The sequence below is a fragment of the Chelativorans sp. AA-79 genome (assembly GCF_029457495.1).
In the GTDB taxonomy this organism is placed as follows: domain Bacteria; phylum Pseudomonadota; class Alphaproteobacteria; order Rhizobiales; family Rhizobiaceae; genus Chelativorans.
The window spans coordinates 875338-888888 of sequence record NZ_CP120361.1; the positions used below are offsets into that span (position 1 = coordinate 875338).

General features: G+C 65.6%; 14 protein-coding genes and 1 pseudogene. 6 read left to right on the top strand and 9 right to left on the bottom strand.

The genetic code is table 11. The features are described 5' to 3' along the window. Positions 1-26: 26 nt before the first annotated feature. The 9 genes from PVE73_RS04425 to PVE73_RS04465 form a co-directional block, all read right to left on the bottom strand. A complete protein-coding gene (locus PVE73_RS04425) occupies positions 27-452 on the bottom strand; it encodes a PIN domain-containing protein (RefSeq protein ID WP_277365778.1) in 426 nt (141 codons plus the stop codon). Further along, positions 442-672 (bottom strand): AbrB/MazE/SpoVT family DNA-binding domain-containing protein, encoded by a 231-nt coding sequence (locus PVE73_RS04430; protein ID WP_277365779.1) that lies wholly within the window; start codon positions 670-672, stop codon positions 442-444. Before PVE73_RS04430 ends, PVE73_RS04425 begins: the two co-directional genes overlap by 11 nt. Before the next feature lie 105 nt (positions 673-777). Further along, positions 778-2175 carry an NAD(P)(+) transhydrogenase (Re/Si-specific) subunit beta gene (locus tag PVE73_RS04435; RefSeq protein WP_277365780.1) on the bottom strand — a complete coding sequence of 466 codons (1398 nt, stop codon included), beginning with the start codon at positions 2173-2175 and terminating at the stop codon, positions 778-780. 1 nt (position 2176) lies between these two features. Further along, complete coding sequence (locus tag PVE73_RS04440) at positions 2177-2602, bottom strand: NAD(P) transhydrogenase subunit alpha (protein WP_277365781.1); 426 nt, start codon at positions 2600-2602, stop codon at positions 2177-2179. After that, positions 2602-3945, bottom strand: coding sequence for a Re/Si-specific NAD(P)(+) transhydrogenase subunit alpha (locus tag PVE73_RS04445; protein WP_277365782.1), 1344 nt, complete (start codon positions 3943-3945; stop codon positions 2602-2604). The genes PVE73_RS04440 and PVE73_RS04445 overlap by 1 nt, the downstream gene beginning before the upstream one ends. 59 nt (positions 3946-4004) lie before the next feature. Beyond that, positions 4005-4232, bottom strand: coding sequence for an aa3-type cytochrome c oxidase subunit IV (locus PVE73_RS04450; RefSeq protein WP_277365783.1), 228 nt, complete (start codon positions 4230-4232; stop codon positions 4005-4007). Between the two features lie 130 nt (positions 4233-4362). Then, positions 4363-4653: a hypothetical protein gene (locus tag PVE73_RS04455; RefSeq protein WP_277365784.1), complete on the bottom strand. Its 291-nt coding sequence runs from the start codon at positions 4651-4653 to the stop codon at positions 4363-4365. Between the two features lie 240 nt (positions 4654-4893). Next, positions 4894-6270 (bottom strand): UDP-glucose/GDP-mannose dehydrogenase family protein, encoded by a 1377-nt coding sequence (locus PVE73_RS04460; protein ID WP_277365785.1) that lies wholly within the window; start codon positions 6268-6270, stop codon positions 4894-4896. A gap of 179 nt (positions 6271-6449) precedes the next feature. Further along, positions 6450-6710, bottom strand: coding sequence for a hypothetical protein (locus PVE73_RS04465; RefSeq protein WP_277365786.1), 261 nt, complete (start codon positions 6708-6710; stop codon positions 6450-6452). A 193-nt stretch (positions 6711-6903) separates the two neighbouring features. Between PVE73_RS04465 and PVE73_RS04470 the strand changes: the two genes are divergently transcribed. From PVE73_RS04470 to PVE73_RS04495, 6 genes and pseudogenes are all read left to right on the top strand, one after another. Continuing rightward, positions 6904-8013: an NAD-dependent epimerase/dehydratase family protein gene (locus PVE73_RS04470; protein ID WP_277365787.1), complete on the top strand. Its 1110-nt coding sequence runs from the start codon at positions 6904-6906 to the stop codon at positions 8011-8013. 47 nt (positions 8014-8060) lie between these two features. Continuing rightward, positions 8061-9116: pseudogene (locus PVE73_RS04475) on the top strand (NAD-dependent epimerase/dehydratase family protein); the annotation flags it as partial. Continuing rightward, complete coding sequence (locus tag PVE73_RS04480) at positions 9113-10234, top strand: glycosyltransferase family 4 protein (protein ID WP_277365789.1); 1122 nt, start codon at positions 9113-9115, stop codon at positions 10232-10234. The pseudogene PVE73_RS04475 and the gene PVE73_RS04480, both read left to right, overlap by 4 nt. 1 nt (position 10235) lies before the next feature. After that, positions 10236-11366, top strand: a complete 1131-nt coding sequence (locus tag PVE73_RS04485) for a glycosyltransferase (RefSeq protein ID WP_277365790.1) — start codon at positions 10236-10238, stop codon at positions 11364-11366. Continuing rightward, positions 11366-12460 (top strand): glycosyltransferase, encoded by a 1095-nt coding sequence (locus PVE73_RS04490; RefSeq protein ID WP_277365791.1) that lies wholly within the window; start codon positions 11366-11368, stop codon positions 12458-12460. The genes PVE73_RS04485 and PVE73_RS04490 overlap by 1 nt, the downstream gene beginning before the upstream one ends. After that, positions 12460-13551, top strand: coding sequence for a glycosyltransferase (locus PVE73_RS04495; protein ID WP_277365792.1), 1092 nt, complete (start codon positions 12460-12462; stop codon positions 13549-13551). Before PVE73_RS04490 ends, PVE73_RS04495 begins: the two co-directional genes overlap by 1 nt.

Genomic DNA, 13551 nt, shown 5'->3' on the forward strand with positions numbered 1-13551 from the left:
TGGCAATCTCATCGCCAGCTTGGGCCTCATGAAGTTCTGAATGGATTGGCGATCCGCAAGTCCCCGATGGCCAGGCGGTCTTGCATATCCTCCGACCAAAGGATGGTGCAGCCAGCCTGCAAGGCGGAAGCGACGATAAGTCCGTCATAGATGGAGACTCCGTAGCGTTCAGCGATCGCCATTCCGCTTTCATGGACATCGACAGTCAGGCTCTCCACCCTCAAAAGCCTGCGGATCGCATCTATGAAGTCGTGAAGCTGCTGCCAGTCGAGGCGCATCTTGCGCCGCCCCGCGTTGGCGATCTCGTTTAACACCTGGACGCTTATGGTGCCTCCCTGCCTTACAATCCCTTCGGCCCGCTCAGCCTTCCGCTGATCGTCCGAGGCAAGATAGAGGATCACATTCGTATCGATGAACGCGCTCGAAGGGGCGCCGCCCCGCCTATCGGGCATTCAACTCATCCCGGTCGAAACGGAAATCTGCAGGCAATTTGCCGCGGAAGTGCCTCAGGCGTGTCAATAGCTCCTCGCGCTCAGGTTTTTTCGCGACCGCCAGCGAACGCATTCCCTGTGCGTGCAACTCAATTTCATCTCCTTCCTCCAACTTCAGAAGCTGGACCACCGAACTGGGAAGGCGAATGGCAAGACTGTTGCCCCACCTGGACACACGCATTGCAGCCTCCAAGATATACACCTTAAAAATGTATATCCAATTCAGGCGTTTTTCAACAAAAAGCCCGGCGCAACGGCCGGGCTTTTTTCGCTTCTGTCCTGAACCTCAGTGATCCATCGCCTTGACGATGTCCTCGGTCATCTTCTTGGCGTCGCCGAGCAGCATCATGGTGCCGTCCTTGTAGAACAGCGTGTTATCGATGCCGGCGTAGCCTGAGCCGAGGGAACGCTTGACGAAAAGGCAGGTGCGGGCCTTGTCCACATCCAGGATCGGCATGCCGTAAATGGGAGAGGACTTGTCGTCGCGCGCGGCCGGATTGGTCACGTCGTTGGCGCCGATCACATAGGCGACATCGGCCTGGGCGAACTCGGAATTGATGTCTTCGAGTTCGAACACCTCGTCGTAGGGTACCTGGGCTTCGGCAAGCAGCACGTTCATGTGGCCGGGCATGCGGCCGGCAACGGGGTGGATGGCGTATTTCACCTCGACGCCGTTGGCCTTTAGCTTGTCGGCCATCTCGCGCAGGGCGTGCTGGGCCTGGGCGACCGCCATGCCGTAGCCCGGGACGATGATGACCTTCTGCGCGTTCATCATCAGGTAGGCCGCATCGTCAGCCGAACCCTGCTTCACCGTGCGCTCGATGCCGTCATCGGCAGCCGCAGCGGTCTCGCCGCCGAAACCGCCCAGGATCACGGAGATGAAGGAGCGGTTCATGCCCTTGCACATGATGTAGGACAGGATCGCACCCGAGGAGCCGACCAGCGCGCCGGTGATGATGAGCGCCAGGTTGCCGAGCGTGAAGCCGATGCCGGCAGCGGCCCATCCCGAATAGGAGTTGAGCATCGACACGACGACAGGCATGTCCGCTCCGCCGATCGGGACGATGATGAGCACGCCCAGGGCCAGAGAAAGCAGGACGATCAGCCAGAAGACGAGATGGCTCTGGGTCGTGACCAGCAGGACGATGAGCACGACGAGGGCGATCGCGAGCGCGGCGTTCACGGCGTGGCGCGCCGGCAGCAGGATCGGCTTGCCGGACATGCGGCCGTCGAGCTTCAGGAAGGCGATCACCGAACCGGTGAAGGTGATGGCGCCGATGGCTACGCCGAGCGACATCTCCACGAGCGCCTGCGCATGGATGGCGCCCAACTGGCCGATGCCGAAGCTCTCCGGCGCGTAGAGCGCGGCGGCGGCCACCATGACGGCGGCAAGGCCGACGAGCGAGTGGAAGGCAGCGACGAGCTGTGGCATCGCGGTCATGGCGATGCGGCGCGCGATCACCGCGCCCGTGCCGCCGCCGACGGCGAGGCCGAGCAGGATGAGGGCGAAACCGCCGGCGGTGGGGCGCGTCAGGAGCAGGGTGGTGACGATGGCGATCGCCATGCCCACCATGCCGTAGAGATTGCCCTGCCGGCTGGTGGTGGGGTGCGAAAGCCCGCGCAGCGCCAGGATGAAGAGGATGCCGGAGACGAGATAGAGGAAGGAAGCGAGATTGGCGCCCACGTCACTTTTCCTTCTTCTTGTACATGGCCAGCATGCGCTGGGTGACGAGGAAGCCGCCGAAGATGTTCACCGAGGCAAGCACCAGGGCAATGAAGCCGAAGCCGGTGGCAAGCCCCGAGGCCGAGATGCCGACGGCCAGCAGCGCGCCGACCACGATGACGGAGGAAATGGCGTTGGTGACAGACATCAGCGGCGTGTGTAGCGCCGGCGTGACGGACCAGACGACGTAGTAGCCGACGAAGATGGCGAGCACAAAGATGGCGAAGCGGAAGATGAAAGGATCGATCGCCCCTCCCGTCGCGCCATGCGCAAGGGCGCCGGCCGCGTCTGCCACGTTCTGCGCTTCCAGGCTTTCGACGGCGGCGCGGACGCTCGCCGTGGCACGCTCGAGCTGGTCGAGCGCCTGTTCTATCGCGTTCTCTTCCATCAGGCGTCTCCCCCCGTCCTGGGCGTTGCAGGTTTCCTGGTCCTGCGGGCGGGCTTCGCGCCGTCCGCCGCCTTCCCGGCAGCCGGCTTGGCTGCGGCTTTGCGCCGGGCCGGCGCTTTCCTCTTCGGCGCGACTTCGAGCCCGGGCTCCGTGCCCGCAGCCGCCTTCACGACCTCCGGATCGGAGGGCGAGGGCCTGGCGCCTGCCGCGGGCGCAGCGCCGGCGAAGTTCGGATGCACCACCGCGCCGTCATGGGTGAGCATGGTGGCCTTCACCAGCTCGTCGTCGAAATCGATGGAGAGGGCTTTCGCTTCCTTGTCGACCATCGTCTCCAAAAAAGCGAACAGGTTGCGCGCATAGAGCAGCGAAGCGGAAGCCGCGACGCGACCCGGCACGTTGAGATGGCCGAGGATCTTCACGTCGTTGGCGGTGGTCACCACCTGGCCCGCGACCGATCCCTCTACATTGCCGCCCCGCTCCACCGCGAGATCCACGATCACGGAGCCGGGGCGCATGGAGGCGACCATCGCGGCCGTCACCAGGCGCGGCGCGGGCCGGCCGGGAATGAGGGCGGTGGTGATGACGATGTCCTGCTTGGTGATGTGGTCGGCGACGAGCTCGGCCTGGGCCTTCTTCTCGTCTTCCGTCAGCTCGCGGGCATAGCCGCCCTGGCCGGAAGCATCCTTCAACGCATCCGTCATGATGAATTTGGCGCCGAGGGAGGCGACCTGCTCGCCCGCCGCCGCTCGTACGTCGGTGGCTGTGACGACGGCGCCGAGCCGGCGCGCGGTCGCGATCGCCTGCAGGCCGGCGACGCCGGCGCCCATGACGAAGACTTTCGCGGCCGGCACGGTGCCCGCCGCGGTCATCATCATCGGAAGGGCCCGGTCATACTCGGCCGCGGCATCGATCACCGCGCGATAGCCGGCGAGGTTCGCCTGGCTCGACAAGACATCCATGGACTGGGCGCGCGTGATGCGCGGCATGAATTCCATGGCGAAGGCGGTGACGCCGGCCTTGGCCATGGCGGCGATATCGGCCTCGTTGCCATGGGGGTCCATGGTGGCGATGACCACGGCGCCTTTCCTGTAGGTCTCGAGTTCAGCAGCGGTCGGCCGGCGCAGCTTCAGCACGATATCGGCCCTGGAGGCATCCGCGGCGCCGCCCAGCGTGGCTCCGGCCTTCTCGAACTCGTCGTCGGGGATGCGCGAGGCCAGCCCCGCGCCCCGTTCGACCGCCACGTCGAAGCCGAGCCCCTTGAGGCGCTTCACCGTATCCGGCGAAGCTGCGACACGCGGCTCGTTCGCATCGGCCTCCCTTGGAACGAAGATCGTTTGTCCCACCGTCAAGTCCTTCTGTTGGACGGTCCCCCCGGTGCGGCCCCCCGGCCGTGACGGCAGGGCTACCGCAAGATCCAGGCGCCGACAGCGCAGATGAGGATGAAGAGGATGGTGCTGGAAATGATGCCGGCGGCGGTGAAGAAGCCGAAGGCCATCGCCACCAGCAGCGCCCCGACCACCAGACAGACATATTTGCTGATATTCAGGAAGAGGTTATAGGTGCGCTCGTGCTCGGCGTAATCCATTTCCGCACCCATTTCGGCCGGGCCTTCCGGCGTATCATGTGCCATCGCATAACCCCTCGGGAAGAAAACTGGGGAGGGGAATAGCGAAAAGGATGGCGAAGGGCAATGGGCTGCATGGCCGCAGGAGCGCCATGTTTCCCGTGCGGCGTGGAGGGACGCGCCTATTGCCGGGGCGTCAGCGCCGGCCCCGGCCCACCATCGTGGCGATATCCGTATAGGCCTTCGAGGTGCCGGGCAGGTCCCGCTTGTTCGCCTCGCGCAGGAAACGTATGGGGAAAAGCGCGGCCTCGACATTCGCGTGGGAGAGTTGCTCGGGCCGGCGGCTGTCCTCGGCCAGCACCTTCTCCGCCTCGGCGAGCGCCGCCTCGATCTCGGCCATGTCGGCCACGCCTTTCCGGCGCAACAGGTGACAGAGCGTCGCCATCGCCATCAGCACGCCCTCCATCTGCAGGTTCGCGGTGTTCATTGGCGGCTTCCTTTCCGGTCGAACTCCTCGAATGAATTCTTGTCCGCATGAAGCGAACGCGCAAGTCGTTCGTCGATTTCGGTCCTGAAGCGGGGCAAAGCGTGGAGGAAGTTCCGGGGAGATGGGCGACGCCTGCACCGCCGCACGATCGCCCCCGCGTCGTCGAAGAATGGTTCCATGCTTCGCCCGAAACCGTTTCCGTGGGCCTGTCCCCGCGCCACAGGAGCGCAGGGCGGCATTTCATGCATGGCCGGGGGCCGCCACCCGGCGCTCCCATACATCGATCGGAGAGACGCCTGCCTTCTGGCGGACCGCCGCGGCCGCGCGGCCGAGACTGAAATAGCGCAGGCCAAGGCGCGTCACCGCGCGCGGCTCGAAGAGGTTGCGGTAGTCGAAGAGCACGTCGCCCGAAAGGACACGCGCGAGCCGGCTGAGACTGAGCTGGCGGTACTCATCCCACTCGGTCAGGATGACCACGGCGGAAGCGCCCTTGCAGGCCTTGTAGGGGCAGTCGGCCCAGGAAAGGTCCGGCATGTGCCGGCGCGCATTCTGCATGGCCTTCGGATCGTGGGCCACCACGCGCAGCCCCGCTTCCTGGAGGGCAGGGATGATCGTGAGCGCGGCCGCTTCGCGCACGTCGTCCGTGTTTGCCTTGAAGGCGAGGCCCAGAACGGCCACGGTGCTGCCGGGCTGGAGCCTGCCATCCTTGAGAATGCGGCGGGCGAGCGCGGATTTGCGCTGGTCGTTGCGGGCAATCAGCGTTTCAACCAGCTTCTGCGGTGCGCCGAACTCCCGCCCGGTGGCGGCGAAGGCACGCGTGTCCTTCGGAAAGCACGAGCCGCCGAAGCCGGGACCGGGCGAGAGGAAGCTCTCGCCGATGCGCGGGTCGAGCCCGATGCCGCGCGTCACATCCCTGATGTCGCCGCCCGTCTTCTCGCAGAGATCGGCAACGTCGTTGATAAAGCCGATCTTGAGCGCCAGGAACGCGTTGGCGGAGTATTTTATGAGCTCGGCGTTGCCGGTCGTCGTGATGACCATCGGCACGCCGGCTTTCTCGAAAGGGCGATAGATCGCCCGCAGGATGTTGCGGGAGCGTGCGTCGTCCGCTCCCAGCACGATGCGGTCCGGCTCCATGAAGTCCCTCATGGCGGAGCCCTCGCGCAGGAATTCCGGGTTCGAGGCGACGCGGATATCGAAGGCCCCGCGTTCCCGCGCGATGACCTCACGGACGCGTCGCGCCGTGCCGACCACCACAGTGGACTTGATGACGACGAGGGCGCCTCGCTTCAGATGCGGCGCGATCTGCCTGGCCGCGGACAGCATGTGGGACAAATCGATCCCGCCATCCGGCCCCGTCGGTGTGCCGACCGCGATGAAAACGGCGTCGGCCTTGGCCACGCTCTCCCGGAGCCGTGAAGAAAAGGAGAGGCGTCCGGCATCGACGGCCAGGCGCATCGCCTCCTCGAGCCCGGGTTCATAGAGAGGAAGATCGAACTGTTCCAGACGCACGATCCGTGCGGCATCGATATCATGGCAACGGACGCTGTGGCCCATATCCGCCAGGCAGGTACCGGTTGTCAGGCCGACATAGCCGGCGCCTATCATGGTGATCTGCATGCCGTTCTCCTGTACGGTTCACGCCGGCTCTAACATCGAAGGGTATGTTGTTGTTCCGAAGAAGAAGAAGAAGACGGATGCGGTAAGTGTTTCCGGACAAATGGCAATTTCCTGAGGCAAAGCTGCGGGGAGGTGTGGCCTCCCCGCCCGGCGGCCTCGGAAAGGCCGATAAGCGCCGGTTATCGATCAACAAATTTGTTGAAGCGGCTGGTGCCGCCGCCGCCGGCTTCTTCCTGGTACAGGAAGGCGAGCTTCCGGTCATCGAAGATGCGGAAGAACTCGTCCCAGCCGATTTCCTCCAGGCTCTCCTCCGGCTCGCCGAAATCGATGCGAAGAATGCCGCCAGGCTCGCCGGTCTTTACACGTGCAGGGCGTCCGCCGCGCGATTCGGCCCATTTGCGAATGGTGTCATGGTCAGTCGTGGTGTTCGCTTGCGACATGGTGGCGTCCCATCAAGCTCGGTTGCGGTTTCGCGGCGCTAAGTGGCTGCGCCGACTACGGGACTGAACGCGACGTTTTCCGAAAAGTTCCTGACGGATGCGGTTTGCCGGCTCACCTCTGCGTGCAGCGGGAACCAAAACCCACGTTGGTTTGTTTGTAGCTGGCGACCCCTTCTTCACAGCAGGAGCAGCCGTGAGCAAGAAAGCACTTATAACCGGGGGCTGCGGCTTCATCGGCCGGCAAGTCACTGACGAACTCCTCGAAAATGGGTATTCGGTCTCCGTCCTCGACAATCTGGTGGAGCAGGTGCATGGAGACGCCGCACCACCGAGAGACGATCGCGTCGTTTACCATATCGGCGATATACGAGACCCCGAATGTGTGAAAACGGCGCTGAAAGGCGCCGATTTCGTGGTGCACCTCGCCGCCGAGGTGGGCGTCGGCCAGTCCATGTACGAGATCGCCCGCTATGTCGGCGTGAACGAACTGGGTACCGGGGTGCTCCTGGAGGCGCTGATCGAGAACCCGGTCGAACGCATTGTCGTCGCCTCTTCCATGAGCGTCTATGGCGAGGGCCTCTACGAGACTGCGGAAGGAAGGCGGTTCGACCGCGCCCGCCGGCGCAAGGAGAGGCTGCGGGCGGGCCAGTGGGATCCCGCGGATGCGGACGGCAAGCCGCTCGCACCGATAGCGACGGACGAGGAAAAGCCTGTCGATCTCGCCTCGATCTACGCCTTGACGAAATATGCGCAGGAGAGGGCGGTGCTGATCTTCGGCGAGGCTTATCCCGTCGAAGCGGTGGCGCTGAGGCTCTTCAACGTGTTCGGACCGGGTCAGGCGCTCTCCAATCCCTATACGGGCGTGCTCGCCAATTTCGCCTCCCGGCTCGCCAACGATCAGCGGCCGCTCATCTTCGAGGACGGGCGGCAGAAGCGCGATTTCGTGCATGTGCGCGACGTGGCGCGCGCCTTCCGGCTGGCGCTCGAAGCGAAGGACGCGCCCGGCCAGGTGATCAATGTGGGCAGCGGCAACGCCTATACGATCCGGCAGGTGGCCGAGATCCTGGCCGATGCGATGGGACTGCCGGAGATCGAGCCGGAAATCCTCGACAAGATGCGCTCGGGCGACATCCGCCACTGCTTCGCGGACATCTCCAAGGCTCATGACCTGCTCGGCTTCGAGCCGCAGCACCGTCTGGAGGACACGGTGGCGGAGTTCGCGGAATGGGTGCGGGAGACCGGCGCGGTCGACAACGCCGCACAGATGCGCAAGCAACTGGAAGAGCGGGGACTGGTTTCATGACGGCGACGAGGTCGAAGCGGCCGGCCATGCCGTTCGTCGGCGGCAAGGCGGAGCCGGTCGTCATCACCGGAGGCAGCGGCTTCATCGGCTGCAACCTTGCGGAAAGCTTCCTGCGCGACGGCGAGGATGTGGTGGTGCTGGACAATCTGAGCCGCCCGGGCGTGCGCGAAAATCTGGAATGGCTCAAGGGCGATTTCGGCGACCGGGTGCATCCGGCCGTGGCCGACGTCCGCGACCTCGAAGGGATCCGGCCGGTGTTCGAACGCGCCAAGGCGGTGTTCCATCTTGCAGGCCAGACGGCCGTCACGACCAGTCTCGAACAGCCGGTGGACGATTTCGAGGTCAACGCGCGGGGCACCTTGAACGTGCTGGAGGCGGTACGCGCTTGCGGGCGCCGCACGCCGGTCATCTTCGCCAGCACCAACAAGGTGTATGGCGCGCTTGAGGATCTCGAGATGATCGAGCTCGAGGATCGCTACATCCCGGCCTCGATGGAGGTCCGACAGAACGGCATCGGCGAGGACCGGAGGCTGGACTTCTGCACCCCCTATGGCTGCTCCAAGGGCGTCGCAGACCAGTATGTGCTCGATTACGCGAAATCCTTCGGCATCCCGACGGCAGTGCTGCGCATGAGCTGCATCTACGGGCCGCATCAGTTCGGCACGGAAGACCAGGGATGGGTCGCCCACTTCCTCATCCGCGCACTCAAGGGCGAGCCGATCTCGATCTACGGCAACGGCAAACAGGTGCGCGACGTGCTGCACGTGGCCGACGCAGTTGCCGCGTACCGCGCGGTACTCGCGGGTATCGAGCGGGTCAGCGGCAGAACGTTCAATCTTGGTGGCGGCGTGCACAATGCCGTCAGCCTGCGCCTGGTGCTGCAGGAGATCCGCCGCGTCACCGGCACGGACCCGGTAATCGGCTGGGGCGATTGGCGCCCGGGCGACCAGTACTACTTCGTGGCCGACACCGCACGCCTTCAGCGCGAACTCGGCTGGGCGGCCGGGATCGGCTGGCGCGATGGTCTGAAGAATCTTGCGGACTGGTTCCGCGCGGCGCGCGGGCTTGGGCGGCCGCCACAGCAGGAAAGGCTGACTGCATGAACTTGCTGCGTATACCCTCGGGAGAGAGCGCGCCCGTCGAACACCGGCGCGTGCTGATGACCGTCGATGCGGTCGGCGGCGTCTGGCGCTATGCGATGGAACTCGCGCGCGGGCTCCTGGCCCACAATATCGGCGTGGTCTTTGCGGGGCTCGGGCCGCAGCCCTCCTCCTACCAGGCGGAAGAGGCGAAGCGGCTCGGCAAAGTGGTCTGGCTCGACGAGCCGCTCGACTGGATCGCGCCGGATGAGACCGCCGTGAAGGGCCTGCCCGCGAAGCTCGCGCGGCTCGCCCGCCAGCAACACGCGGATCTCCTGCACCTCAACCTGCCATCCCAGGCGGCGGGCATGGATACGGAGCTGCCGGTGGTGGTGGCGTCGCATTCCTGCGTGGTCACCTGGTGGCACGCGATGCGGAACGAGCCGCTGCCCGCGGACTGGGAATGGATGAAGCGGCAGAATGCGGTGGGCATGGACCAGGCCCATGCCGTCGTTTCCCCGAGCGGCAGTCATGCGCAGGCGATCAGCGCGTGCTACGGCGAGCAGCCGAGGCTCACGGTCGTCCACAACGCGATCAGCGCCTTCCTGCAGGGCGTGGAGAAGGAGCCGTTCGTCTTTTCCGCCGCGCGCTGGTGGGACGAAGGCAAGAACGGCCGCGTGCTGGACGAGGCGGCCGCGCGCATGCATTGGCCCGTGGTGATGGCCGGGTCGACGCGCGGCCCGAACGGCCAGGAGATCACATTCTCCCGCGTCCGGTGCCCGGGCGAAATCCCGCACCGCGAGGTGCTCGATTCGATCAGGCGCGCCGGCATCGTCGTCTCGCCCTCCCTCTACGAGCCTTTCGGGCTTGCCGCGCTGGAAGGCGCGCGCGCCGGCGCCGCACTCGTGCTTTCGGATATCCCGACCTATCGGGAGCTGTGGAGCAATGCTGCGATCTTCTTCGATCCGAAGGATGCGGACGCCTTGGCGCATGCGGTGAGCAGGCTGGCATCGGATTCCGGCCTGCGCGCGGAGATGGGCGCGAAGGCGCTCGCCCGGTCGCGCCGCTTCACGCCGGACGTGCAGGCGAGCCGCATGGCGGAACTCTACCGGCAGCTTGTCGACGAACCGATGGCGGCATGAGATGAAATTCATCTTCTATACGCATTCCCTCGTTTCCGACTGGAATCACGGCAACGCCCATTTCCTGCGCGGCGTGATGCGTGAACTCGTGGCGCGCGGGCACACGGCCCTGGCGCTGGAGCCGGAGGACGGGTGGAGCAGGGCCAACCTCCTGCGGGACCAGGGGGGGAGCGCAGTCGAGCGCTTCCGGCGTGATTTCCCGGAGCTCGTTTCCATCGTCTATGGAGCGGAATTCGATCATGAGGAACTGCTGCACGATGCCGATGTGGTGGTCGTGCACGAATGGACCGACCCGGCGCTCGTGGCGCGCATCGGTCGCGCGCGCGCCGGCAGCGGCACCTTCACGCTCGTCTTCCACGACACGCATCATCGCGCCGTCTCGGCCGAGCCGCAGATCGCGGAGATGCGGTTGCGCGATTACGACCTGGTGCTCGCCTTCGGCGAGACGCTCCGCCAGCGCTATCTCAAGGCAGGCTGGGGCCGCAATGTCGTGACCTGGCACGAGGCGGCGGATACGCGGCTCTTTCGCCCCATTGAAGGCGAGGAGAAGGAAGGCGATCTCATCTGGATCGGCAATTGGGGCGACGACGAGCGCACGGTCGAGATCGGCGAATTCCTGATCGGCCCGGCGGCGAAGCTCAGCTTGACGGGAACCGTGCGCGGCGTTCGCTATCCGCCCGAGGCGCTCGATGCTTTGGAAAAAGCCGGCCTTTCCTACGGCGGTTGGATCGCCAATCACGACGTGCCGGAAGCCTTCGCGCGTCACCGCGTCACCATGCATATCCCGCGCCGGCCTTATGTGGAGGCGCTGCCGGGAATTCCGACGATCCGCGTTTTCGAGGCGCTCGCCTGCGGCATTCCGCTGATCTCGGCGCCCTGGAACGACATGGAAGGCCTGTTCCGGCCCGGCACGGATTTCCTCTTCGCGAATGACGGGGAGGAGATGTCGGCCGAGCTTCGCCGTGTCCTCTCGGACCGGGGGCTCGCCGCCAGCCTTTCGGCGGCGGGGCTCGAGACGATACGGGCGAGACATAGCTGCGCGCACCGCGTGGACGAGCTCTTCGATGCGCTCATCCGCCACGGCACGGCAAAGGTTCAAAGGCAGTTGGCACCGATGGAGGCCGCGGAGTAATGAAAATCGCTTTTTACGGTTCAAGCCTTGTTTCTTCGTACTGGAATGGTGCCGCCACCTACTACCGGGGGCTGATCCGCCATCTCGCCCAGCTCGGGTACGACGTCACCTTCTACGAGCCGAATGTCTACGAGCGCCAGCAGCACCGCGACATGGCACCGCCCGACTGGTGCCGCGTCGTCGTCTATGACGGCACGCAGGAGGCGCTGAAGGAGGTTACCGCCAAGGCACGGGAGGCCGATGTGGTGGTGAAGGCAAGCGGTGTCGGCTACGAAGACGACCTGCTCATGGATCGCGTGCTGGCCGAGGCGCGTCCGGATGCCTTGAAGATCTACTGGGACGTGGACGCACCGGCCACGCTGGCGGAACTCAAGCAGGACGCGGATCACCCGCTGCACCGGCAGCTTCCCCAGGTGGACCTCGTGCTCACCTATGGCGGCGGCGATCCGGTGGTCTATGGCTATCGCAGTTTCGGCGCACGCGAATGCATCCCGATCTACAACGCGCTCGATCCTGAGACGCATCATCCCGTCCCGCCGGAGAGCCGTTTTGCGTGCGACCTGGCCTTTCTCGGCAACCGGCTGCCCGACCGCGAGGCGCGCGTGGACGAATTCTTCTTCAAGGCGGCCTCACTCTCGCCCAAGCAGTCCTTCCTGCTCGGCGGGTCGGGCTGGAACGACAAGCCGATGAGCGGGAATGTCCGCTATATCGGCCATGTGTCGACGCGCGACCACAACGCCTTCAACGTCACGCCCAAGGCCGTGCTCAACATCAGCCGCTCCAGCATGGCGGAGAACGGGTTCTCGCCGGCCACGCGCGTGTTCGAGGCGGCTGGCGCGGGCGCATGTCTCATCACCGACGCCTGGATCGGGCTCGACCTGTTCCTGAAGGAAGGCGAGGAGGTGCTGGTGGCCCGGGACGGCCAGGAGGTCGCCGAGATCCTCGCCGGGCTCGATGCGAATTGGGCGCGGTCCATCGGCGAGAAGGCGCGCGCACGCATCCTGCGCGACCACACCTACGCCCATAGGGCGGCCGAAGTCGACCGGATCATCACCGGGTTTTTCCGCGCGCGGCGTGTGGAGGCGGCTGAGTAATGAGCCGACCGCTTTCCATCGTCATCCTCGGCCTGACGCTATCCTCCTCCTGGGGGAACGGGCACGCGACCACCTATCGCGCTCTCCTGCGCGGGCTTCGCGCCGAGGGGCACGAGGTGCTCTTCCTGGAGCGCGACGTGCCCTGGTACGCCGACAGCCGCGACCTGCCCGACCCGGATTTCTGCCGGCTCGCCTATTACGAGGCGTTTGCCGATCTCGACCGGTTCAAACCCGCGATCCGCAACGCGGACGCGGTGATCGTCGGCTCTTACGTGCCGGATGGCGCGGAGGTGATCGATCGGGTGGCCGAGATGGGACCGCGGCTCCTCTGCTTCTACGACATCGATACGCCGGTCACGATGGCGGCCCTGAAGCGGGGCGAGGAGGCGTTCCTCGCCCGCAGGCAGATGCCGCTCTTCGACATCTACCTCTCCTTTTCCGGCGGCAAGGTGCTCGACCGGCTGGAGCGCGAGTTCGGCGCACGCCGCGCCGAGGCGCTCTACTGCTCGGTCGATGCGGATGCCTACGCGCCCACGGGCGAGCCCGCCCGCTGGGACCTCGGCTATCTCGGCACCTATAGCCCCGACCGCCAGCCGGTGCTGGAGCGGCTGCTGATCGAGCCGGCACGGCGGTTGCCGGAGAAGCGGTTCGTGGTGGCGGGGGCGCAGTATCCCGCGGATATCCAATGGCCGCCGAACGTGGAGCGCATCGCGCATCTCCCGCCGGAGGCGCACGCCTCCTTCTACAGCCGGCAGCGCTTCACGCTGAACGTGACCCGGGCGGACATGGTGGCTGCCGGCTGGTCGCCCAGCGTGCGGCTGTTCGAGGCGGGGGCCTGTGCCGTGCCCATCATCAGCGACCGCTGGGAGGGCATCGAGGAGATTTTCGCCGATGGCGAATCGATCCTGCTCGCCGACGACAGTGGTGCGGTTGTCCGGATGATTAGACAAATGTCCGACGAGAAGCGGCGGGCCATCGGGGCCGCTGCCCGGGATCGTGTGGCGAGCGGCCATACGGGCGCCGTGAGGGCGCGGGAGTTCGCACGGGTTCTGCGCGAGGTCGGCAATGCCCTGCTGGCAAAGGCCGTCTAG